At 66.3% G+C, this 23789-nt stretch carries 19 protein-coding genes; 12 read left to right on the top strand and 7 right to left on the bottom strand.

Annotated elements, in window-relative coordinates; translation table 11 throughout:
* Window positions 1-147: 147 nt before the first annotated feature.
* On the bottom strand, window positions 148-1377 hold the full coding sequence (locus DIE21_RS18465; protein WP_124499059.1) for a Xaa-Pro peptidase family protein: 1230 nt from the start codon (window positions 1375-1377) through the stop codon (window positions 148-150).
* Between the two features lie 123 nt (window positions 1378-1500).
* Complete coding sequence (locus DIE21_RS18460; RefSeq protein ID WP_124499058.1) at window positions 1501-2640, bottom strand: hybrid-cluster NAD(P)-dependent oxidoreductase; 1140 nt, start codon at window positions 2638-2640, stop codon at window positions 1501-1503.
* Window positions 2641-3299: 659 nt separating this feature from the next.
* Between DIE21_RS18460 and DIE21_RS18455 the strand changes: the two genes are divergently transcribed.
* The 9 genes from DIE21_RS18455 (at window position 3300) to DIE21_RS18415 (ending at window position 13707) form a co-directional block, all read left to right on the top strand.
* Window positions 3300-4025, top strand: a complete 726-nt coding sequence (locus DIE21_RS18455; RefSeq protein ID WP_124499151.1) for a GntR family transcriptional regulator — start codon at window positions 3300-3302, stop codon at window positions 4023-4025.
* A gap of 61 nt (window positions 4026-4086) precedes the next feature.
* Window positions 4087-5586 (top strand): aldehyde dehydrogenase family protein, encoded by a 1500-nt coding sequence (locus DIE21_RS18450; RefSeq protein ID WP_124499057.1) that lies wholly within the window; start codon window positions 4087-4089, stop codon window positions 5584-5586.
* Window positions 5587-5590: 4 nt separating this feature from the next.
* Window positions 5591-6484: a dihydrodipicolinate synthase family protein gene (locus DIE21_RS18445; RefSeq protein WP_124499056.1), complete on the top strand. Its 894-nt coding sequence runs from the start codon at window positions 5591-5593 to the stop codon at window positions 6482-6484.
* A gap of 18 nt (window positions 6485-6502) precedes the next feature.
* Window positions 6503-7828: an FAD-binding oxidoreductase gene (locus tag DIE21_RS18440; RefSeq protein WP_124499055.1), complete on the top strand. Its 1326-nt coding sequence runs from the start codon at window positions 6503-6505 to the stop codon at window positions 7826-7828.
* A gap of 55 nt (window positions 7829-7883) precedes the next feature.
* The gene (locus tag DIE21_RS18435; protein ID WP_124499054.1) at window positions 7884-8771 is read left to right on the top strand and encodes a proline/glycine betaine ABC transporter permease; all 888 of its coding nucleotides are present in this window, start codon (window positions 7884-7886) and stop codon (window positions 8769-8771) included.
* Window positions 8764-9879, top strand: coding sequence for a glycine betaine/L-proline ABC transporter ATP-binding protein (locus DIE21_RS18430; RefSeq protein ID WP_124499053.1), 1116 nt, complete (start codon window positions 8764-8766; stop codon window positions 9877-9879). Before DIE21_RS18435 ends, DIE21_RS18430 begins: the two co-directional genes overlap by 8 nt.
* Window positions 9880-10057: 178 nt before the next feature.
* Window positions 10058-11059 carry a glycine betaine ABC transporter substrate-binding protein gene (locus DIE21_RS18425; protein WP_124499052.1) on the top strand — a complete coding sequence of 334 codons (1002 nt, stop codon included), beginning with the start codon at window positions 10058-10060 and terminating at the stop codon, window positions 11057-11059.
* Window positions 11060-11203: 144 nt separating this feature from the next.
* Window positions 11204-12121, top strand: coding sequence for a LysR substrate-binding domain-containing protein (locus DIE21_RS18420; RefSeq protein WP_124499051.1), 918 nt, complete (start codon window positions 11204-11206; stop codon window positions 12119-12121).
* A 329-nt stretch (window positions 12122-12450) separates the two neighbouring features.
* On the top strand, window positions 12451-13707 hold the full coding sequence (locus DIE21_RS18415) for an SRPBCC family protein (protein ID WP_124499050.1): 1257 nt from the start codon (window positions 12451-12453) through the stop codon (window positions 13705-13707).
* A gap of 52 nt (window positions 13708-13759) precedes the next feature.
* Here DIE21_RS18415 and yddG read toward each other — a convergent pair whose 3' ends face one another.
* The 5 genes from yddG to DIE21_RS18390 all read right to left on the bottom strand — a co-directional run bounded on the left by yddG (window position 13760) and on the right by DIE21_RS18390 (window position 19954).
* Entirely contained in the window at window positions 13760-14680 is a 921-nt protein-coding gene (gene yddG, locus DIE21_RS18410; protein ID WP_124499049.1) for an aromatic amino acid DMT transporter YddG, read from the bottom strand.
* Between the two features lie 125 nt (window positions 14681-14805).
* Window positions 14806-16308: an aldehyde dehydrogenase gene (locus tag DIE21_RS18405; protein WP_124499048.1), complete on the bottom strand. Its 1503-nt coding sequence runs from the start codon at window positions 16306-16308 to the stop codon at window positions 14806-14808.
* Entirely contained in the window at window positions 16308-17219 is a 912-nt protein-coding gene (locus tag DIE21_RS18400; RefSeq protein WP_124499047.1) for a dihydrodipicolinate synthase family protein, read from the bottom strand. Before DIE21_RS18400 ends, DIE21_RS18405 begins: the two co-directional genes overlap by 1 nt.
* A gap of 82 nt (window positions 17220-17301) precedes the next feature.
* Complete coding sequence (locus tag DIE21_RS18395; protein WP_124499046.1) at window positions 17302-18633, bottom strand: MFS transporter; 1332 nt, start codon at window positions 18631-18633, stop codon at window positions 17302-17304.
* A gap of 118 nt (window positions 18634-18751) precedes the next feature.
* Complete coding sequence (locus DIE21_RS18390; protein WP_260426857.1) at window positions 18752-19954, bottom strand: FAD-binding oxidoreductase; 1203 nt, start codon at window positions 19952-19954, stop codon at window positions 18752-18754.
* A gap of 563 nt (window positions 19955-20517) precedes the next feature.
* On the opposite strand from DIE21_RS18390, the gene DIE21_RS18385 reads away from it, so the two are divergent.
* The 3 genes from DIE21_RS18385 to DIE21_RS38290 form a co-directional block, all read left to right on the top strand.
* The gene (locus DIE21_RS18385) at window positions 20518-21273 is read left to right on the top strand and encodes a GntR family transcriptional regulator (RefSeq protein ID WP_124499044.1); all 756 of its coding nucleotides are present in this window, start codon (window positions 20518-20520) and stop codon (window positions 21271-21273) included.
* A 542-nt stretch (window positions 21274-21815) separates the two neighbouring features.
* On the top strand, window positions 21816-23606 hold the full coding sequence (locus DIE21_RS18380) for an acyl-CoA dehydrogenase (RefSeq protein WP_124499043.1): 1791 nt from the start codon (window positions 21816-21818) through the stop codon (window positions 23604-23606).
* Window positions 23607-23640: 34 nt separating this feature from the next.
* On the top strand, window positions 23641-23789 hold a 149-nt coding region (locus DIE21_RS38290), incomplete at its 3' end, for an FAD-dependent oxidoreductase (RefSeq protein WP_124499042.1).

Genomic DNA, 23789 nt, shown 5'->3' with positions numbered 1-23789 from the left:
GGCGATGCGTCACGCCGCCGCCTTCAGGCTGCCATGCAGATCGATGGCGAATTGCTTCCCCGGACCGACATCAACCACGCCAAGACTGCCTGACATGGTGTCTCGCGATGTCGTTGCCAGCCGGAAGGCGGCGCCTGCCATGAGGATTTACAGCCAGTCGGTTTCGAACGCGCAGTCGGTCAGCGACACGCAGCCGTGCTCGGTCAGCACGACCTGCTGTTCGAGCTTGACGCCCTGGCTGCCGCCTTCCGCGCCGATGTAGCTTTCGACGCAGACCGTCATGCCGACCTCGAACCGGCCGTCGTAACCCGCGCTGTCCCAGTCGACCTGGTGCGCGATCGACGGATACTCGTCGACCATCCCGATGCCGTGCGCCAGGCAGCAGTAGCGGTTCTTCACGAACGGGTCGGGGATCTTCCACGCCTTTTCCGAGAACTCGCGGAACGTCATGCCGGGCCGCAGCAGATCCATGTTGAAATGGACCTGTGCATACGCGTATTCGTACAGCTTGCGTTGCTCGTCCGACGGACGGCCGCCGCCGACGAGCCAGGTACGGGAGATGTCCGAGCAGTAACCGTTCGGCCCGACCATGTCGGTGTCGAACGCGAGCAGGTCGCCTGCCTCGAGCACCCGCGACGAACATTCGTGCATCCACGGGTTGGTCCGGTCGCCGGAGGCCAGCAGCCGCGTCTCGATCCATTCGCCGCCATGGCGGATGTTCTCGTAATGCAGGTTCGCCCAGATGTCGTTCTCGGTCAGGCACGGCCGCAGTTCGCGCCGCATCCGCTCGATCCCTTTCTCGGCGGTGCGCAGCGATTCGCCGATCAACACGAGTTCGCCCGACGACTTGATGAGCCGGGCGGTTTCCATCAGTTCCTGGCCGTCCGTCAGCGTGAGTCCGTGCTTCTCCAGGTACGCGGTGCCGAACGGGTCGAGGCGATCGACGGCCAGGAAGCGCTCGCCCGGCGCGTGCTTGCGGAACACGTCGACGATCTCGGCGCCCCACGTCTCGGCGCGCTGCTCCGCATCGGGGCCGGCGTTGAAGTAGGTCCAGCTGACCGCACCGCGCAGTTCCACGTCGAGATCCAGGCCGTCCCACACGTGCTCGCTGCTGTGGAATTCCCACGCGACGATGTGCCCGGTGGCGAACACCATCACGTAGCGTGCCGGGTTGCGCCCGGCCCACACCTGCATGTTCGACGTATCGGTCGCGTAGCGAATGTTGACCGGGTCGTACAGCAGGATCGCCGGGATCTTTTGCGCGAGCAGCTGTTCCTGAACCCGGGCCAACCGGTATGCGCGTACGTCGCGCAAGACTGCATCCTTGTCATTCTGATCAATAGCACTGCTTACATCGAGGAGCTGAGCGCCCGCCATACTGTGCCTCCTGGGGTTGTTCTGATGGTGCGTTTGCAGGGAATGTGGAGTGAAGCGCGCCGGCGTGATCCGGGCTCATGTGGAAAGGCCCGTGACCGTGCCGCGCGCGCGTTTTCTGCCGGACTAGAGTTCGAGTACGAGGTCCGACGTCGGGCGGCTGCAGCAGAGCAGACGGAAGCCCTTCTGGACTTCCCGGTCGCGAATCCCGCCGTTGTGCCGCATGTCGACCGTGCCGTCGAGTACCTTGGTCTTGCAGGTGCCGCAGATGCCCTGGCTGCAGGACGACGGAATCGCGAGGCCGGCCTTTCTCGCCGCCGACAGCACGGTGTCGGTGGCGTGCATCGTGAACGTCTTCGACGAGCGCGACAGCTTGATCGTGAAGGTCTCCGACGACGCTTCGGATGCGGGTGCGGCAGGTGCGGCCGGTTCCGGCGCGACGCCGGCGCCGATGTCGAAGCTCTCCTGGTGATAGCGCGCGGGATCGTGACCGCCGCTGCGCAGCACGTCGCGCACCGCATTCATGTAGCCGGCCGGGCCGCAAGTGAAGGCTTCGCGCGCGGCGTAGTCGGGCACCTGTTCGGCAAGCAGCGGCAGGCTGAGCCGGCCGATCGGTCCCGGCCAGTGCGCCTCGTCGCCGACGCCTTCACAGACGAAGAACGTGCGCAGGCGCGGCGACAGCGCTTCGAGCCGCCGCAGTTCCTTGCGGAACACGATGTCGGCGGGCGTTCGCGCGCTGTGGACGAACACGATGTCCAGGTCGAGCCCGAGGTCGATGCTCGCGCGCGTCATCGACATCAGCGGTGTCACGCCCGAGCCGGCGGACAGGTACAGCAGCTTGGCGGCGGGCGCTGCCGTCGGCGTGAAGCTGCCCGACGGGCCGTACGCCAGCAGCTGGCTGTCCGGCTTCATGGTGTCGTGCAGCCAGTTCGACATGACGCCGCCCGGGACCCGCTTCACCGTGATGGACAGCAGATAGGGGCGCGTCGGCGGCGACGAGATCGTGTAGCAGCGCTCGACCGGCTGGCCGTGGACGTGCGCCGACACCGTTATGAACTGACCGGGTTCGAAGCGAACGGGCGAGCCGTCGCCCACGCGGAACTCGAAGCTTTTGACGTCGTGCGTCTCGTCGACGACGCGGCAGCACGTCAGCACCTGCTGTTCGCCGCTCGCCCAGGTCCTTCCGGTGCTGTCCCACGTGCCGGGGTTGGAGAATCGGTCGTGTGCTTCGGGGGCGGGATCGAACATGCTGGCTACGGAGTTCATGGCATCGCTTCCTTGGGGCGCGTGGCACGCTCGACGTGCACGCAGTCATTCGCGAAAGCCGGATTTCGATGACGGGCCGCTGTCGCGCCTCGTTCCGATGTCTCGCTCCATGCCCGGAGTGCCTTCGCAGTGGCCCGAGTATTGGCGGGCACTAAAACAGCGTCAATGCGCTTTATTTTCCGGCCGCCATTACATTAGGTTATGCGTGACGCGCGCCCGCGCGGCCATTGCCACGGCGGCAACGATCGGAATATTGCCGCGGTGGATTTCGTTCGCGATGAAGTGATGCGAGCCGGCAAGGTGCGGAGGATGCTTCGCGTTCGCCGCAGGCGGCGCGCGCCGCAATCCGCAATCGATGGATCAGTGCGTTCCGGCGGTGGGGCAGATCGCGATGGGACGCCCGATTCCTCTCCAGCCATTTCGTGCCGGCCGAATCGGGCGTCCGACGCGGTTTGTTCCTCTAACATCCGGGCTGGGAGTGCGTGGAGCGTTGTCCGGGCGGCCTCGGGAGGGCGGAAGTCGCACGCTGGTCGCCGCCCGTCTGGCTGGTCTTGAGGCTGTTGCCAGGCCCCGCCGCATAAGCAGTTTCCCGTATTAGACACATTGAAGTCTTGACGAATACAATTTGTATACAGACGATGCATGCAACAGGAGAGCACATGAAGGCGAATCTCGTGGACACGGAACGTGACGATGCGCAGTCGCCGTCGCTGGATCGCAAGGCGGTTCTGGCGCAGACGCTTCGACACCGGATCCTCAGCATGGAGCTCCAGCCCGGGGCGACGCTGGACGAGGTGGCGCTCGGCGAGGAGTTCGGGCTGTCCCGTCCGCCGGTACGCGAGCTGATGCGGCAGATGGCGGCGGAAGGCTATATCGAGCTCGAGGCGAATCGCGCGGCGCGGGTCGCGTCGATGAACTACGACTCGCTGCGCAACTATTTCCTGGCGGCGCCGCTGATTTACGTGGCGACGACCAAGCTGGCCGCGATGCATGCGACCCAGGTGGAAATCGACGGGTTGAAGCGTATCCAGGAGCGGTTTCGCGCGGCGGTGGAAGGCGGCGGGGTGGACGAGCGGGTGCTGCAGAACGACGAGTTTCACCTCGCGATCGGCAAGATGGCCCACAACCCGTACCTGCTGCCGAGCCTGTGCCGCCTGCTGATCGATCATGCGCGGCTCGCGAAGACGTTTTATCAACCGCGCGACGAGAAGATGGAAGCCGAACTCGTCGAAGCGGTCCAGCAGCACGACGCGATCATCGACGCCATCGAGCGCCGCGACGCGCAGGCCGCCGGAGAGATCGTCAGCGCGCACGTCTACCTGGCGCGCAGAAACATGGCGTCGTACGTGGCGCCCGAAGGTGTCGACGTATCGATTGATTTTTAGCACCACGAACCGAGCGGCTGGTTCGGTTCCTCATGAAACCCCGTGTCGATGAGAGACTGATATGACTGAGTTGCTGTCCAGGAGCGAGTATCAACGGATCGCTCGTGAATTGAACCTGCCGCGCCGCGTCGTGATCGACGGCGAAGCGCGCGCGTCGGCGTCCGGCGAAACGTTCGCGACGATCAACCCGGCAACGGGCGAGCATCTCGCCGACGTGCCGGCGTGCGCGAAGGAAGACGTCGATGCCGCGGTCGCCGCCGCCCGCGCCGCGTTCGACGACGGCCGCTGGTCGAAGCTGCATCCGGCCGCACGCAAGCAGGCGATTCTCCGGCTGGCCGATCTCGTCGAGCAGCATGCGCTCGAGCTGTCGGTGATGGAGAGCCTCGACAGCGGCAAGACGATCTACGACTGTCAGACGGTCGACATTCCGGAAACGATCAACGTGCTGCGCTGGCATGCGGAAGCGATCGACAAGATCTACGACCAGGTGTCGCCGGCCTCCGACGGCCATATCTCGATGATCGTGCGCGAACCCGTCGGCGTCGCCGGCCTGGTGCTGCCCTGGAATTTCCCGCTGCTGATGCTCGCGTGGAAAATCGGTCCGTCGCTCGCGGCCGGCTGCACGCTGGTCGTGAAGCCCGCCGAGGAAACCTCGCTCACGACGATGCGGGTCGCCGAACTCGCGCTCGAGGCCGGCATTCCGCCCGGCGTATTCAACGTCGTGACCGGTACGGGCCCGGCGGTCGGCGAACCGATCGGCCGGCATCGCGACATCGACATGGTGTCCTTCACCGGGTCCACCGACACCGGCCGGCGCTTCCTGTCGTACTCGGCCGAGAGCAACCTCAAGGAGGTCGTGCTCGAGATGGGCGGGAAGAATCCGTGCGTCGTGATGGCCGATGCGACCGATCTCGATGCCGTCGCGGGCCACATCGTCAACGGCGCATTCTGGAACATGGGCGAAAACTGCTCGGCGATTTCGCGGCTGATCGTTCATCGCGACATCAAGGCGCCCCTGCTGGACAAGATCACGAAGCTGGCCGACGAATGGCATGTGGGCGATCCGCTCGACCCGGCCAACCGGATCGGGCCGCTGGTGTCGCCGCAGCATTACGAGAAAGTGCAGTCCTATCTGGGCGGCGACCACACCGTGCTTTACGGCGGGCAGACGAGCGAAGGCCGTTATGTCCACCCGACCATCATCGACGTCGCGAACAACGACGCGAAGCACGCGCGCGAGGAAATCTTCGGCCCGATCCTGTCCGTCATCACGGTGGACGGCATGCAGGAGGCGATCGACATCGCGAACGACACGGACTATGGCCTTGCCGCCTCGGTATTCGCCGGAAATGGAAAGCACGCGATGCGTGCGGCACGTGCGATTCGCGCAGGCACGGTGACGGTGAATGCATTCGGCGAAGGCGACATCACGACCCCGTTCGGCGGCTTCAAGCAGTCGGGCTTCGGCGGACGCGACAACTCGCTGCACGCCCATGACCAGTACACGCAGCTCAAGACCCTCTGGGTCGACCTGAACATTAACGAAGCGGACGAGGCATGACGACATGAAAGATTTTGCTTTCCCCGGCATCAACCTGGCAATCAGTACTCCTTTCGATGAGAACGGGAAACCGGATCATGCGCGCCTGGAGCAACTGATCGAGCGCTATCTCGCTGTGGGCATCGAAGGCTTCGTGCTGAGTTCCGGCACCGGCATGCACGTGTATCTGTCGCAGGAGGAATCGAAGGCGCTGGTCGCATTCGGCGCGAAGGTCATCAACGGGCGGGCACGCGTCATCGCGCAGACGTCCGCGCTGCTCGTCGACGATGTCGTCGAGCGCACGCGTCATGCGGCCGATTGCGGGGCGGGCGGCGTGATGGTGCTGCCGCCGTTCTTCGAAGGCCCGACCGACGACGACGGCGTATTCGCGTTCTACGCCGCCGTCGCGCGCGGCGGGCTGCCGATCATCGGTTACAACGTGCCGCAGGCGGTCGGGGTCGAGATCACGCCGTCGCTGCTGCGCCGGCTGTGCGAGATTCCCGAATTCCTCGCGGTCAAGGACAGCAGCGGCGACCTGGCGAAGCAGGCCGCGCTGGTCCGCACCGGCCTGCCGATGATGAACGGCGCCGATCCGCTCGTGCCGTATGCGATGTATGCCGGCGTCAGCGGCCTGATCTGGGGCGGCGCCAACTTCGCGCCGAAGACCTGCCTCGAACTCGTCGCGGCCGCGCGGGAACATCGCTGGGACGACGCGCGGGAATGCTGGCGACTGCTGGAGCCCGCGATGTCGCTGATCTGGGAAGGCGACTACGTGCAGTCCGTCTACGCCGCGGCCGAAATGACCGGCTATGGCGCGGGCAACCCGCGTCGCCCGCTGTCGCGGCTGTCCGCCGCGAAGCGCGACGCACTGCAGACCGCCGTCGGCGCGCTGGTCGAGCGCGAACGGCGGGCCGTGTAACGGAGCGGGTGAACCATCATGTTCGTAGCGAGCAAACTCCCGCAGCATCTCGGCAAGTCAGGCTGGGTCGAGATGCTGCCCCCGCGGGCACCGCGCGCGCCGCTCACCGGCACGGTGAATGCCGACATCGCGATCATCGGCGGCGGGTTCGCCGGCCTGTCCGCGGCGCGGCGCCTGTCGCAACTCGATCCGCGCCTGACGGTCGTCGTGCTGGAGGCCGGCGAAGTCGCCGAAGGTGCGACGGGCCGCAATTCGGGCTTCATCATCGACTTGCCGCACGAAGTGTCGTCGGAAGACTATGGCGGCTCGGGCAGCGACGAGCGGCGACACGACATCCAGGTGCACCGGATGGCGATCGCGCTGGCCCGCGACCTGGCGCTCGAGAAGGGCTGGGGCAAGGACATCTTCGACCCGTGCGGGAAGTACAACGTCGCGATGGGGCCGCAAGGCGACAAGCATGTCGCCTCTTATGCGGTCCAGCTCGATAAGGTAAACGAACCATATCGTCTGCTCGATGCGAAAGAGATCGCGACGGTCACCGGCACGCCGTCGTTCACGTCGGCGATCTTTACGCCCGGCACCGTCATGATCCAGCCGGCGGCCTACATCCGGGGGCTCGCCGATTCATTCCGCGGTTCGGTCAGGCTTTTCGAGAATACGCCCGCGCTGTCGCTCGAGCGGCAGCGCGCATCGTGGTGCATCAAGACCCCGAACGGCACCGTCAACGCCGGCAAGATCATCCTGGCGAACAACGGGCATGCACAGAGTTTCGGTCTCTTCAAAGGCGTGCTGATGCATGTCTACACGTATGCATCGATGACGCAGGCATTCGATCCGTCGCGGCTCGGCGGCGAGCGCGCATGGGCCGCGACGCCCGCGTTCCCGATGGGGACCACGGTGCGTCGCGTGCGCGGAGACGACGGCGACCGGATCCTGATCCGCTCGCGCTACACGTACAACCCGCGGCTGCAGGTGACCGAAGGCGCGATCGCACGCGCGGGCCGCGTCCACGACCGCAAGTTCGACGCACGTTTCCCGATGCTCGGGGGCGTGCCGATGGCGTACCGCTGGGCAGGCGCGATGGCGCTGACGTGGAACGGCGTGCCGGCGTTCGGCGAAATCGAGCCGGGCCTCTTCGCGGCGATCGCATGCAACGGCGTCGGCGCGACCAAGGCGACGGCGTCGGGCATCGCGGCCGCCGAGGCGGCGCTGGGGATGGATTCGTGGCTCGTGCAGGTGTTCCGCGGGTTCGCGGCGCCGAAGCGGTTGCCGCCGCAACCGTTCCTGACGATCGGCGCGGCGGCCAACCTGAGCGTCAAGGAATGGTCGGCCGGCATCGAATGAAGGACAACCCCGACACGCCGGCGGATCGGCAGGCATCGGAATGATGGAGAAAAAAATGGACTGGATACACACGTTTCCGCACATGCAGGACGACGCGCTTCTGAACATGAAGCGCTCGATCGACGACGGCTTTCGCGCCTTTACCGCCGCGTACGGCGACCCGATCGACGCGGCGTTCCAGCCGCTACAGCAATTCCTGACGGCGGCCGAGCACTTCATGACGCGCACCCCGTGGCCGATCATCATGCTGCTGGTGCTTGCAGTCGCATGGGTCGCGAGCCGGAACTGGAAGATCGTCGCGGGCTGCTTCGTCACGCTTGCCGCGATCGGCTATCTCGACATGTGGGAGGACACGATGCGAACCGTGTCCATGATTTTCGTCTGCACGTTCCTGTCGATCCTCATCGGCTTGCCGGTCGGCATCCTGATGGCGAAGTCGAACCGGATCCGCAAGCTGGTCGATCCGGTGCTCGACGTGATGCAGACCATGCCGAGCTTCGTCTACCTGATTCCCGTCGTGATGCTGCTCGGCATCGGGCGCGTGCCCGGTCTCATCGCGGTCGTGATCTACGCGATTCCGCCGATGATCCGCCTGACCAATCTCGGGATCCGGCTGGTCGACGTGGACATCATCGAAGCCGCCGACGCGTTCGGTTCGTCGGGCTGGCAGCGGCTCGTGAAGGTGCAGCTGCCGCTTGCACTGCCGACCATCATGGCCGGCGTCAACCAGACCATCATGATGGCCCTCGCGATGGTGGTGGTCGCCGCGATGATCGGCGTCCAGGGGCTCGGCCAGCCGGTACTGAAGGCCATCGCCAACCAGTACTTCACGCTCGGCATCTTCAACGGCCTCGCGATCGTCGGCATCGCCGTCATCTTCGATCGCGTCAGCCAGGCCTACGGCAAGCGGCTTCAAAAGCACCAGGAGGTGGTCCATGGCTGACATCAAATCCGGCGGCATCGAGATCCGCAATCTCTACAAGGTCTTCGGGCCGAAAGCCGCGTCCCATGTCGATGCCGTCAAGAACGGCTTGTCCAAGGCCGAACTGCTTGCGCAGACCGGCCACGTGCTGGGGCTGAGGAACATCAACCTCGACATTCCCGCCGGTTCCATCCAGGTGATCATGGGCCTGTCCGGCTCGGGCAAGTCGACGCTGATCCGCCACATCAACCGGCTGATCGACCCGACGGCCGGCGAGGTGCTGATCGGCGGCGTCGACGTGTGCCGGATGAAACTGAAGGAACTGCGCGAATTCCGCCGGCGCCAGACGGCGATGGTGTTCCAGAAGTTCGCGCTGCTGCCGCATCGCAACGTGCTCGAGAACGTGATCTACGGCCTCGAAGTGTGCGGCGTGGCGCGCGACACGTCGGTCGACACGGCGATGCGTTGGCTCGAACGCGTGGGCCTGAAGGGCTTCGAGCAACGCTATCCGAATCAGCTGTCCGGCGGCATGCAGCAGCGCGTGGGCCTCGCTCGCGCGCTGTCGATGGACGCGCCCGTGCTGCTGATGGACGAAGCGTACTCGGCGCTCGACCCGCTGATCCGGATGGACATGCAGACCGTGCTGCTGGATCTGCAGAAGGAAATCCGCAAGACGATCGTCTTCATCACGCACGACCTCGACGAGGCGCTGCGGCTCGGCGACCAGATCGCGATCCTGCGCGACGGCAACATCGTCCAGCAGGGCACGAAGCAGGACATCGTGCTGCGCCCGGCCGACGAGTACGTGACCAACTTCGTCAGGCAGGTGAACCGCGGGCGCGTGGTCTGCGTCGAGGACGTGATGGCGCCGCTGCGCGCGAGCGCGGCGACGGCCGGGATGCGGGTCGCGGCCGGCACGACGCTCGAATGCGCGCTGTCGATGTTCACGCGCGATCCGGATGTCGATCGCCTGACGGTCGTCGGCGAAGGCAACCATCCGCTCGGCACGGTCGACCTGCGTCAGCTGGCCTGCGCGCTGGCGACGCCGGAAGAAGCAACCGGCCTGCCGCACGTGCAGCGGGACGCGCGTACACGCGTGGAGGCCTCCGTCGCGGCGGCGCGCGGGTGAGCGCACCCGTGACGTCCGCGCAAGACCATTGATCCGCATCTCGCTATCAGGCCGGCGATTCGAACGATCGCATGTGCCCGCAGTAATGCGCTCGACAGTTTCCGGTTCGTACCGGACACGGAAGGGCGTACAGACCAACGCATACCGGGGAAGGTCCGGCAACTTTGAGGAAACGGCAATGAAACTGAAATTTCTTGGGGCACTCGTGGCAGCTGGGGCTTTCTGCGGCGGCTCGCACGCCTACGCTGCCGGTTGCGGAAACGTGACGATCGCCAACATGAACTGGCAAAGTGCGGAGCTGGAAGCGGCCGTCGACAAGGCGATCCTCGGCGAAGGCTACGGCTGCCAGGTGAACACCGTGATCGGCGATACCGTGCCGACGATCACGTCGATGGTCGACAAGGGCAAGCCGGACATCGTGTCGGAAGGGGCCATTGCGTTGCTCCCGGCGATCGTGCAGCGCGGGATCGACGAAAAGAAGATCGTGATGGGCGCGAAGACCATTCAGGAGGGCGCGGTCTACGGCTGGTATATCCCGAAGTACATCGCGGATGCGCATCCCGAGATCAAGACGATTCCGGATGCGCTGAAGCACCCGGAGCTGTTCGCCGACCCGGAGAATCCCGGCAAGGGGGCGATCCACAACGGCCCGCAAGGCTGGGGGATCACGACCAACACGACGCAGCTGTTCAAGGCGTACAAGGCGGAGCAGGCCGGATTCCGGCTGATCGATACGGGGTCCGCGGCGGGGCTGGACGGGTCGATTGCGAAGGCCTACGAACGCAAGAAGCCCTGGCTTGGCGTCTACTGGGCGCCGACGTCGCTGCTCGGCAAGTACCAGATGGTGAAGCTCGATGCCGGCGTGCCGGTCGATCAGGCGGAATGGAAGCGCTGCACGACGGTGGCGAACTGCCCCGATCCGAAGCCGACGGGCTGGCCGGTCGGGCAGCTGTATACGCTGGTCGCCAAGTCGTTCGCGGACAAGGCCAGTCCGGACGTGATGAAGTATCTGAACACGCGCAGCTTCAAGACCGCGGACCTGCAACAGGTCATGCTCTGGATGACGGCCAACCAGGCCACCGGCGACGACGGCGCGAAGCGCTTCCTGAAGGAAAAGCAGGACGTGTGGACGAAGTGGGTGACGCCGGCCGCGGCGGAGAAGATCAAGGCGTCGCTGTAACGGAGAACCCAGGCGCGGGATCGTCATCCCGTCTCGGCGGTTCGGCCACCGGCGGGCGCGCGGCACGGATTGCCGCCCGCCCGTCGGTGGCGTGTACGAAACAGGCAACTCAACCGCCTACAACAGGTTCACGGTGAAGCGGGCATGGACGGTGCAAAAGGTTATCGGCGACTGATCCCTTCGTTGACGGCGCTGGTGGAGTTCGAGGCCGTCGCCCGGCTGCGCAGCTTCACGCAGGCCGCTTCCGAGCTTGGCGTCACGCAGGCCGCGGTCAGCCGGCAGATCCGTCAGCTGGAGGAACTGCTCGGCGTGCGCCTGCTGGACCGCCTGCACCGTGCGACGACGCTGACCGCCGAAGGCGCGGCGCTTCATGCGGTCGTGGCCGAGGCGATGGGCAAGATCGCCGGCGTGTTCGACCGGCTGTCGACCGGCATGGAAGACGAAGAGCTCGTGCTGGCGACGACGGCGGCGTTCTCGCATTTCCGGCTGATGCCGAGTCTCGCGCGGCTCAAGGACCTGCACCCGAACCTGCGCATCCGTCTCACGACGACGATGTTTACCGCCGATCTGCGCCACACCGAGGTGGACGCCGTGGTGCGCTGGGGCAACGGCAAGTGGAGCGACGGCACCGCGCATCTGCTGTTCGACGAGCAGGTGTTTCCGGTCTGTTCGCCCGCGTGGCGAGACCGGTACGGGACGCCGGGTTCGCTGGACGAGCTCGCGAACATGACCTTCATCGAGGAAGACTCGACGTCCGAAGGCTGGCTGAGCTGGGACAAGTGGTTCCGGGCCGTCGGCGCGCGTCCGGCCAAGCTCAAGTACGGCGTGCGCACCTGCCTGTATCCGGACGCGGTTCAGGCCGCGTTGCTCGGGCAGGGTGTCGCGCTCGGGTGGAGCCGGTTGCTCCACGAGCATCTGGCGTCGGGCGACCTGGTGCGTCTGATGGACGTGTCGCTGCCGTTGAGTGACGCGTATTACCTGGTCGTGCCGCACGGACGCTCGGTCACGCCGTCGATTCAGAAGCTGATCGACCTGTTGAAGGACGACGCCGGTGTCGCGTGACGTGGGCGGGCAGAAGGAATCCGCATGCGTCCCCGCGCGTTTCGATCAATTGACGATCCTCATCACTGAACGCAGTTTCGCCGCCAGGGCGAACTGCCTTGTCCCGCGACCTTCGAGCGAATTTGCTCGAGCACGCGGGATTTTTTTGCGCGCACGACCACACCGCAATTGCCCCGGAAGGCCGCGGCTCGCCGCGCCCGTCGACCCATAATCCAATGTAATGATTCGGGGAAAATAAAGCGCATTGACGCGTTTTTCCGGCAATCCAATACTGCGGCTAACGCGGGATCGATCGAAGTCCCGCTTCCCCATCAACGTTGGAGAAGACGATGTCAGACGTTCAATTGAAGCCCCTTGGCGAACTCGTGCGCAGCCGCGAGCCGGGCTGCGGGTTGCCGGGGGAAGTGTTCAGCCGGCCCGATGTATTCGAGACGGACGTCGACATCTTTTTCCACAAGCACTGGATCGTGGTCGGCGTGACCGCGGACGTCCCGGAGCCGGGTGACGTGTCGGTCGTCGACATCGGCAAGGCGTCGGTCATGATCGTGCGCGACGACGACGAAGCGATCCGCGCGTATCGCAACGTGTGCCGCCATCGTGGCGCGCGCCTGAAGGAAGAGGGGAAGTCGACGGTCGGCATGCTCGTGTGCCCGTATCACCAGTGGACCTACGACCTCGACGGCAGCCTGCGTCACACCAAGCACATGGGGAAGGATTTCGACCGTACCTGCCGCAATCTCCTGCCCGTGCATGTGAAGGTGGTCGGCACGCACGTGCTCGTGTGCTTTGCCGACGAACCGCCGGCCGACATCGCGCACCTCGAGGAGACGATGGGGCCGCGCTTCGCGCCGTACGAGCTGCAGAACACGAAGATCGCGTTCGAGTCGGAGATCGTCGAGGACGGCAACTGGAAGCTCGTGATGGAGAACAACCGCGAGTGCTACCACTGCGAGGCCGGGCATCCTGAGCTGACGCAGTCGTTCCTGCCCGAGTCGACCGGTTCCAGCGCGGACGACATGGACGAGGCGTCGCTGAAGGCCCAGCAAGCCTACGAGAAGCTCAATGCCGACACGCAGCGCAACTGGGAAAGCGAAGGGTGGCTGTGCAAGGCGGTCGAGGCGCTGTCCGGCGACGTCGCGACGCATTTCCGCACCGAGCGGCTGCTGATCGCGGGCCACGGCGAGTCGCAGACGATGGATACCAGGGTGGCCTCGCAGAAGCTGCTGGGCAAGCTCACGCGCCGCGACCTCGGCGACACGCACATGTGGACGCACAACTCGTGGACGCACGTGATGAGCGACCACGCGATGATCAGCTACATCATCCCGCTCACGCCGGAAAAGACGCGGGTCCGCACGAAGTGGCTCGTGCATGCGGATGCGGTGGAGGGCGTGGATTACGACCTGACGAAGCTGACCGAGGTCTGGGCCGCGACGAATGCGCAGGATGCGAGCCTGGTGGCGATCAACCATCGCGGCGCGCAGGACCCGGGTTACATCCCGGGCCCGTACTCGCCGTCCACCGAAAACTACGTCGACCAGTTCGTCGGCTGGTATGCGGGGCGCCTCGACGCGCACGGCATCTGACGTGCGGCGCATCGCGCGAACGCGCCCGGCGGGCGCATGCGCACGACTGCCGTTACGTGCACTGCTTCGCCGGCGCCGCGGCGCGCGGCGCCCGCTTGCGCGTCGCGAGCCAGCACAGCACCGAGCCGCCGCACACGCAGAACGCGCCGGTCCAGAAGCCGGGCGACAGCGACGCATCCAGCAGCAGCGCGGCGAGGCCGGCCGAGATGACCGGAATGAAGTACGACACGCCGGCCAGGATCGCGACGTTGCCGCGCATGATGCCGATGTTCCATGCCGAATAGCCGAAGCCCATCGCCGCCGACGCGAGCACGAAGCAGGCGAGCGCGTTGAAGCTGAACACGATCGTGTGCTCGCCGTCGAGCAGGTATTTGATCCACAGCGACAGCGCGACGAGGATGAAGAACAGCGTGATGCCGTTCTTGCCTTTCGCGATCTTGATCGTCACGGTGCAATAGGCTGCCCAGATCAGCGAGCCGGCGAAGGCCAATCCGTAGCTGAGCGGGTTGTCGACGACATTGGCCGCCATGCCGGCCGTATCGAAGCCGTGCTCGCCGCCGAGCACCCAGCCGACGCCGGCCATCGCGAGGATCACGCCCGGCACGATCAGCAGGTTCGCGCGCTGGCCGAGGAACAGGATCGCGAACACCATCGTGAAGGTCGGCCACAGGTAATTGACCATGCCGACCTCGATCGCCTGGCGCGCGGTGTGCGCGTTGCCGATCGACAGCGACAGGCACCATTCGTACGCGACGAACAGCAGGCTGCCCCACAGCAGATAGCGGCGCGGGAAATCGCCGAGCCGCGGCAGCCCGGTCGTCACGAGCAGCAACGCCGCCGCTCCCGTGTAGATCATTGCGGCGCCGCCGGTTGCGCCGAAGCTGTCGCTGACACCGCGAATCAGCCCTACCACCGAACTCCATAAAACGATTGCGACGAATCCGATCAGCGTCGCCCTGTTCCTGCTGTTCATGCCTGTTTCCTGCCAATGCCGGGTGAATACGTTGCGCCGGGCCGATTGCCCGGCAGATGCGACAAACCGGCCGCGATCGCTCGTGGCGATCGCGGCCGGCCTGCGGGTGCTGCGTGTCGACGAGATTATGCGGCGCGGGTCGGTACGTCGATCCAGATGGTCTTGATCTCGGTGTACTGGTCGTGCGCCCAGATCGACTTGTCGCGGCCGCCGAAGCCGGAAGCCTTGTAGCCGCCGAACGGGGTCGTGATGTCGCCTTCGCCGAAACAGTTTACCGTCACCACGCCGGCCTGGATCGAACGCGACAGGTAAATCGCGTCGTTCAGGTTGCTGGTGTAGACCGATGCCGCGAGGCCGTAGACCGAATCGTTCGCGAGCGCGATCGCCTCGTCGGTGTCCGTGAAGGTCGTGACGGCCAGCACGGGCCCGAACACTTCCTCCTGGAACAGCGTGTTGTCGCGGCTCACGCCGTCCACCACGGTCGGCTCGACGAAGATGCCGTGCTCGGTCGACCCGCCGAACACCACGTCGAGCTTGTCCGCGCCGGCCTGGTCGAGGTAAGAGCGGACCTTGTCGAAGTGCGTCTTGCTGACCAGCGAACCGACGCGGTGCTCGGGATCGAGCGGGTCGCCCATCTTCCATTCACGCATCTGCACGCCGATGCGCTCGAGCAGCGCCGGCTTGATGTCGGCATGCACGATCAGGCGCGACGACGCCGAGCAGTTCTCGCCCATGTTCCAGAACGCGCCGTTCACGACATGCTGCGCGACCGCGTCGAGGTCCGCGACGTCGCGCATCACGACGGCCGGGTTCTTGCCGCCGCATTCGAGCACGATCCGCTTCAGGTTCGATTCCGCCGCGTAGTGCAGGAAGCGCCGGCCGGTCGCGGTCGAGCCGGTGAAGCTGACCATCGCGACGTCCGGGTGGCGACCGAGCGGCTCGCCGACTTCCTTGCCGCCGCCCGGCAGCACGTTGAACACGCCGGCCGGCACGCCGGCTTCGTGCGCGAGTTCGGCCACGCGCAGCGCGGTCAGCGTGGTTTCCTCCGCCGGCTTCACGACGATCGAGCAGCCGGCCGCGAGCGACGGACCGATCTTCCACGCCAGCATCAGCAGCGGGAAGTTCCACGGCAGCACGAGGCCGACCACGCCGATCGGCTCGCGCACCACCAGCGCGAGCGCGTTCGAGCCGACCGGCGCGGTGTTGTCGTAGATCTTGTCGATCAGCTCGGCATGCCAGCGGATCGTGTGGATCGTCTCCGGCACGTCGATGTTCTGGCATTCGCGGATCGGCTTGCCGCTGTCGAGGCTTTCCATCGTCGCCAGTTCGTGCGCATGCGCTTCGAGCAGATCGGCGAACTTCAGCAGGATGGACTTGCGCTGCGACGGCGGCAGCTGCCGCCAGCGGCCGTCGGCGAAGGCCGCCTTCGCGCGGGCGACCGCGTCGTCCACGTCGCTGGCGTCGCACGCGGCGACGTGCGCGAGCACCTGATCGGTGGCCGGGTTGACCGTCGCGAATGTCTTGCCGGCGTTGGCGGGGCGAAACGCCCCGTCGACGAAGGCCTGCGTCGGCAGCTTCAGTTCGGCCGCGATGGCCGCGTATTGCGACGCGCTGAGCAGTTCCGCCATCAGGCCTGGCCTCCGACGACTGCCGCGATCTCGCGCTTCACGTCGGCGACGATCTGCTTGAGGGTCGCCTTGTTCGCTTCGTCGAGCGGCTGCAGCGGCGCGCGCACGCCGCCGCTGCGCAGGCCGGCGAGTTCGCTGCCGTACTTGATCGACTGCACGAACTTGCCTGCGTCCTCGAGGAAATCCATCAGCGGCATCATCGCCGACATGATGCGGCGGCCCTTGCGGAAGTCGTTCTCGACCACGCACGCCTGGTGCAGCGCGACGTGTTCCGCCGGCAGGAAGTTCGAGCCCGCGCAGACCCAGCTGCTCGCGCCCCACGCGAAGAATTCGAGCGCCTGGTCGTCCCAGCCGCACGACACGCTGATGTTCGGGAACTCGCGCGCGAGCATGTGCAGCTGGGCGGTACTGCCCGAGCTTTCCTTGATCGCGACGAAGTTCTTCGACGCGGCGGTGACGGTGCGGAAGAACTCGCGGCCCATCGACACGCCCATGCGCGCCGGGTAGTTGTAGAGCATCACCGGCAGGCCGGCGGCGCGGTCCACCGCGATCGCGTGCGCGGCGTTTTCCTGCTCGGTCGGCAGCGCGTACGGCGGTGAGCCGACCAGGATCGCGTCGGCCTTGATGTCCTTCGCCGACTTCGCGTATTCGATCGAATCCTCGGTGCGGATCGCGCCGGTGCCGATCACGAGCGGCACGCGCGTGTCGATCACCTGCTTCGCGTACGCGCCGAGCTCGATGCGCTCCTGCATCGTGTGCGCGTAGTACTCGCCGGTCGAGCCGCCGATGATGATGCCGTGCACGCCGGCGCCGATCAGGTATTCGAGGACCTCGGCGAACGCCGCCTTGTCGATGCCGCCTTCGGCGGTCAGGGGCGTGATGGCCGGCGTGTAGATGCCGTTGAAGTTCATGGTGTGCTCCCGCTGGAATGAAAGTAAGCGTTGCGTGGGAAATGCCGACGCCGCGGCGGCCGCGGCGTGCGTGAAATACGGGTCAATGACTGAGCGAGGCGGCTTCCTGCAGCGACAGCGATGCCGTTTCGGGCGCGAGCGCGACCGAGGCCAGCAGGCCGACGAACGACACGGCCGCCGCCGCGTACATCGTGTTGCCGATGCCGATGTTCTGCAGCGCGATCGGGACGAGCCACGTGCCGACCGCCGCGCCGATGCGCGACAGCGACGCGCCCATGCCGACCGCGAACGCGCGGATGTCGGTCGGGAAGATTTCGTTCGGATAGACGAGCTGCAGCACCTGCGCGCCGCCGATCAGCAATGCATACGCGCCGAACAGCACGAGGATCAGCATGGCCGAGCCGTTCGAGCACGCGCCGAGCGCCAGCAGCGCGAGCGCCGACCACAGGAAGCTGTGGATCACCAGCGCGCGGCGGCCGAGCGTGTTGATGACGCGCGTGGCGAGTGCACAGCCGACCACGAACAGCAGCGTGATGGCGACGGAACCGTATGCTTCCCAGTCGCCTTCGAGGTGCAGCGCCTGCAGCACGCGCGGCGCGAACGAGTAGACCGCGAACACCGGAATCACCGAGCAGGTCCAGAACAGCACCACGAACAGCATGCGCTTGCCGTAGCCCGAGTGCAGCAGCGCGCCGAGCGAGATCTTCCGGTCGACCGGCTCTTCCGGCAGGTTGCGGATCGAGAACGACGGCCCGTATACCTTGCCGATCACCGCGTCGGCTTCCGCCTTGCGGCCCTTGTTGAGCAGCCAGCGCGGCGATTCCGGCGTGCCGATGCGCACCAGGAACAGCGCGACGCCGATCACGGCCGGGCTCGCCAGCACCCAGCGCCACGCGTCGGGGCCGCCCTGCGCGAGCAGGATGTTGCCGACGATGTACGCGAGCGCCGCGCCGAAGAACCAGATGATCGTCAGCATCGCGAGGCGCGGGCCGCGGTACTTGCGCGGCATGAATTCGGTCAGCAGCGAGCCGGCCACCGGATACTCGATGCCGACGCCGATCCCGGTGATGAAGCGCAGCACGAACAGCGCCTCGGCCGATTGCACCCAGAACTGCGCGATCGAACAGACGATGAATATCACGGGGCCGAAGAAGTAGGGCCGGCGGCGGCCCATCAGGTCGGTCAGCCAGCCGCCGAGGAAGCCGCCGACGAAGATGCCGAGCAGCGCCGACGCGGCGATCATGCCTTCCCAGAAGCTGGTCAGGTGCAGCGCGGCCGAGAACTGCACCATGGCTACGCCGATGATGCTGAGCACGTAGCCGTCCATGAGCCAGCCGCCGCCCGAGCGCACGGTGAGCAACTGGTGAAATCCGTTGAGGGGTACGTCTTCGATGGATACCGTCGTTTTTGCCATAGGGTGTTGTCTCCTTCCTTCCTGATGAATGGGGCGATCTCCGTGGGGCGCGCGGTATCCGTGCGGCGCCCGATCGCTGAATCGTGGATTCGGTGGGTGGTCGTTCGATGCGGCCGGTTCAGCTCTCCAGGCCCGCCTTGCGCTGGCCCCACCAGAGCGTCGCGTTGACGCCGGCGGACAGGAACGGCTCGGGCGGCGTGCGGTTCGGGCCCGACGTCGCCAGCAGGAAATCGGTCAGCGCATCGCGCTTGCCGGCCAGCCAGTCGGCGAGCAGCGTGCCCGTCACGGTGCCGCGCGTGATGCCGAGGCCGTTGCAGCAGAGCGCGCCATAAACGTTCGGCGCGAGCTGGCCGAAGAAGCCCTTGTGGTTCTGCGACAGCGCCAGAGAACCGCTCCACGTGTAATCGAACTCGACGTCGGGAAGCATCGGGAAGCGGCGCTCGAACGAGAGCCTGTGGCGCGCGAGCGCGCGTTCGCGATGGCGGTCGTTCGGGCGGCCGTTCGGATTGAAGCTGAAGCTGTTGCGGATCAGGATGCGGTTGTCGTGGGTGCGGCGCACCGTGCTGCCGAACGGGTCGGCCGGAATCACGCCCCAGAACGGCTGGCCGCCCAGTCGCGCTTGCTCGGCGCCGGTCAGCGGCCGCGTGAGGCTCGCGTACAGGAACACCGGCAGCATCGTGCGCTGGAGGAAGCCGAAGCGCATGCCGAATGCGTTGTTCGAGAGCACCAGCTTGTCGACGACGATGCGGCCGCCGGCATGCGAGAGCACGATCCTGTCGCCGTATTCGACGTCGGTGATCGGCGTGTGCTCGTGCAGCGTGACGTTCGGCGGCAGGCTGTTGGCCAGCCCCTTCACCAGCGCGGACGGCTGCAGCAGCATCGTGCCGGGCGTGAACAGCCCCTTGCGGTAGAAGCCGGTGCCGATATGCGCGGGCAGGTCCTTGCCCTCGATCACTTCGTACGGCTGGCCGAGCTTGTCGAGACCGCGCCGGTACGCGTCGAGCACCGCGACGCCGCGCGGCTCGACCGCCGCCTGGTACTTGCCCGACGCGCGCAGGTGGCAATCGATCCCGTGTTCGTCGACCAGCGCGCGCAGGATCGACTGGCCGAGCAGGTTCAGTTGCAGGGTCGTCTTCGCCGTATCGATGTCGCCGATGTAGTCGTCCGCGCCGATGTCGTGCGGCAGGTCGATCGCGAAGCCCGCATTGCGCCCCGACGTGCCGAAGCCGACTTCCTGCGCATCGACCAGCACGACTTCGTCGTCGGGGAAGTTCAGCGCGAGCTGGCGCGCCGCGGCGAGCCCGGTGAAGCCGGCGCCGATCACGCCCCAGCGCGCCTTCGTGGTGCCCGTGTGGCACGGCCGCGGCACGCGCGGCGGGCTGGTGTGGTACCAGCCGCACGCTGCGTCGTCGGCAGGCAGTGCACCGACCCTGACCTTGCGCGCATCGCGTTGCGGCTGCGCAATCTCCTCGACCGTCGGCGAAGTAACCCTGAGCATTCGTGAATCCAGTGTCTCGTTGATTGAAATGGCGCGCGCCTTCGAGCGCGCCTATGTCGTTGCTGGCAGTTGCAGTCCCGCGCTGTGCGGGTAATCCGCAGGAAGAATTTTGTCGTGCGTCTAATAAACTATAGTTAGTAGACAAACTATAGTCTAACAATCGAATCGCGGGAATCGAGGGTTAACCCGCGTCGTACGAAGCGGTTCGAGCGGCGGTGGAGAGGGCAAAGACGGGAGACGGGGCGCGCGAGGCAGGGAATGCCGTCGTGGCGAGGCTTTCGTGAAGCAACAGGAAGCGGCGCGCACATGCCGTGGGGCAGGGGACGGGCGCTAGCCACGGCCCGAGGCGGGCCGTATAGTACGCGCTTCAAATCGACGAGGGCGTTATGAAAGGAACGGGTGGGGAGTCGGCACCGGCGGACGCAACGCAACCGGCGGATCGCAAGTCGGCTTTGGGCGACGCATTGCGGCGCCGGATCGTGAACATGGAACTGGCGCCGGGCGCACTGATCGACGAAGCGGCGCTGGCCGACGAGTTCGGCATGTCGCGGCCGCCGATTCGCGAGCTGATCCGGCAGATGGCCGCGGAAGGCTACATCGAGCTTGAGCCGAACCGGGCGCCGCGCGTCACGTCGATGAATTTCCAGTCGCTGCGCAGCTTCTTCATCGCGGCGCCGGTGATCTATATCGCGACCACCCAGCTGGCGGCGCTGAACGCGACGCCCGACGACATCGCGCGGCTGCGGACGATCCAGGCGCATTTCCGCGCTGCGATCGAAAGCGGCAACGTCGCGAACCGCGTGTTCTACAACGACGAATTCCACCTCGAGATCGGCCGGATCGCGCAGAACGATTACCTGATGCCGAGCCTGCGCCGCCTGCTGATCGACCACGCGCGGCTCGGCAAGATGTTCTACCGCTATCCGGCGACGGACACGATGCAGCACACGCTCGAAAGCGCCGTCGTCCAGCACGACCGGATCATCGATGCGCTCGAGCGGCAGGACGCCGACGCGGCGGGGCAACTGGTCCGCGATCACTTCGAATTGTCGCGCCGCCGGATGACCGAGTACGCCGCGCCCCAGGGGATGGCCGTCTCCGTGAACCTCGGCGATCCGGTGCTGGCGCAGGACAAGCGATAGCGGCGGGCGGCCGGCGCGCCATGGTCGCGGATTCCGCAAGCAGTCCGGGGCGGTCCGTCGGCCCGCGCTGTCGTCGTCCACCATCCGCCCCGCGATCCGCCGCCGGGCCTTGCCGTCCCGTCGGCTGCATCGAGTACGGGGCGCCATCCCATAACCTGCTCCCTTCGCCGGCTCCCATGGCCGGCTTCCTTCGGCGATTCCCGTTGTCGGCGCCCTGTCGCCGGCCTTGCCGCCGGTTCACGGCACCGTGGCACGCCGGCGCTTCGACCCCACCGCCCCATCCCTTCATCCATCCGGCCGGCACGCCGATTGCGCGTCTCGTGTGTGCCGAAACCGGTGCCCGAAACCCCCGCACGGACGCCCGCCTCGCGCATCGCCTCGCGCATCGCGTGGCCGGTTTTGTCACCATGTGGGCCGGATATGACAATGGGAATCGGCCGGTGCGGCATTACGATGGTTCACGACGTCGCCTGGCGCTGGCCGGTTTTGCCGCAGCCGCCCGGGCCGCGCGCTTCATTCACCGCCTGATTGGAACATCGACCATGAGCTATAACGCCCCTGTCAAGGACATGCTGTTCGTGCTGAAGGAACTCGCGGGCATCGACACCGTTGCGCAGTTGCCGGGTTTCGAGGACGCCGGCTACGACACGGCGCAGGCCGTGCTCGACGAATCCGCGAAATTCTGCGGCGAGGTGCTGGCGCCGCTGAACGTCGAGGGCGACCGCAACCCGAGCAGCTGGAAGGACGGTGTCGTGACGGCGACGCCCGGTTTCGGCGCGGCGTTCCGCCAGTTCGTCGAAGGCGGCTGGCAGGGCCTGCAGCATCCGGCCGAATACGACGGCCAGGGGCTGCCGAAGCTGATCGCGACGCCGTGCATCGAGATGCTGAACGCATCGAACCTGTCGTTCGCGTTGTGTCCGCTGCTCACCGACGGCGCGATCGAGGCGCTGCTGACGGCCGGCACCGGCGAGCAGAAGCAGCGCTACGTGCCGAAGCTGATCTCCGGCGAATGGACGGGCACGATGAACCTGACCGAGCCGCAGGCCGGCTCCGACCTGGCGCTGGTGCGCTCGCGCGCGGAGCCGCAGGGCGACGGCACGTACAAGGTGTTCGGCACCAAGATCTTCATCACGTGGGGCGAGCACGACATGGCGGACAACATCGTCCACCTGGTGCTCGCGCGCACGCCGAACGCGCCGGAAGGCGTGAAGGGCATTTCGCTGTTCATCGTGCCGAAGTTCCTGGTCAACGAGGACGGCTCGCTCGGCGCGCGCAACGACGTGCACTGCGTGTCGATCGAGCATAAGCTCGGGATCAAGGCGAGCCCGACGGCGGTGCTGCAATACGGCGACCACGGTGGCGCGACCGGCTACCTGATCGGCGAGGAGAATCGCGGCCTCGAATACATGTTCATCATGATGAACGCCGCGCGCTTCGGCGTCGGGATGCAGGGGATCGGCGTGGCCGACCGTGCGTACCAGAAGGCGGCGGAATTCGCGAAGGAGCGCGTGCAGAGCCGCCCGGTCGACGGCTCGGCCAGGCAGTCGGTGACGATCATCCATCACCCGGACGTGCGCCGGATGCTCGGCACGATGCGCGCGCTGACCGAAGGCGCTCGCGCGCTCGCGTATGTGGCCGCCGCGCACAGCGATATTGCCCACCGCCATTCGGACGAGGCGACGCGGGCGCGTCATCAGGCAATCTACGAATATCTGGTGCCGGTCGTGAAGGGCTGGAGCACCGAGATGGTGAACGATGTGGCGAGCCTGGGCGTGCAGGTGCACGGCGGGATGGGCTTCATCGAGGAAACCGGCGCCGCGCAGTACTACCGCGATGCGCGGATCCTGGCGATCTACGAAGGCACGACCGCGATCCAGGCGAACGACCTGGTCGGCCGCAAGACGATGCGCGACGGCGGCGCGGTGGCGAAGGCGCTGATCGCGGAGATCGGCGACACCGTCGCGGCGCTCGGCAAGGTCGACGGCGCTGCGGCCGCGTCGATGAAGGCGCAGCTGGAGAAGGGCGCGCGCGCACTGTCGACGGTGGTGGACTACGTGGTCGCGAACGTGAAGCAGGACCCGAACGCGGTGTTCGCGGGCAGCGTGCCGTACCTGAAGCTGGCGGGTGTGGTGCTGTGCGGATGGCAGATGGCGCGCGCGCTGCTGGCGGCGCACGCGAACCGCGCGAACGACACGGCGTTCTTCGATGCGAAGATCGCGATCGCACAATGCTATGCGGAACACGTCCTCGTGCAGGCCGGCGCGCTCGAAGCGTCGATCGTCGGCGCGAAGGGCAACGAGAGCGTGCTCGCGTTGACGGAAGACCAGTTCTGACCGTGACGGTCGGGGCGCAGGAGGAGACAGGATTTTGACCACACAGGACTTGCTCGCGCAATACGGCCCGCGCGAATCGATGGAATACGACGTCGTGATCGTCGGTGGCGGCCCCGCCGGGCTGTCGGCGGCGATCCGGCTCAAGCAGCTGGCCGCCGAGAAAGGCACCGAGATCGGCGTGTG

It is taken from the genome of Burkholderia sp. Bp9140 (genome assembly GCF_003853425.1).
Taxonomy (GTDB): domain Bacteria; phylum Pseudomonadota; class Gammaproteobacteria; order Burkholderiales; family Burkholderiaceae; genus Burkholderia.
The sequence above is the reverse complement of the archived record's forward strand: the minus strand, read 5'-3'. Positions and strand labels throughout refer to the sequence as shown.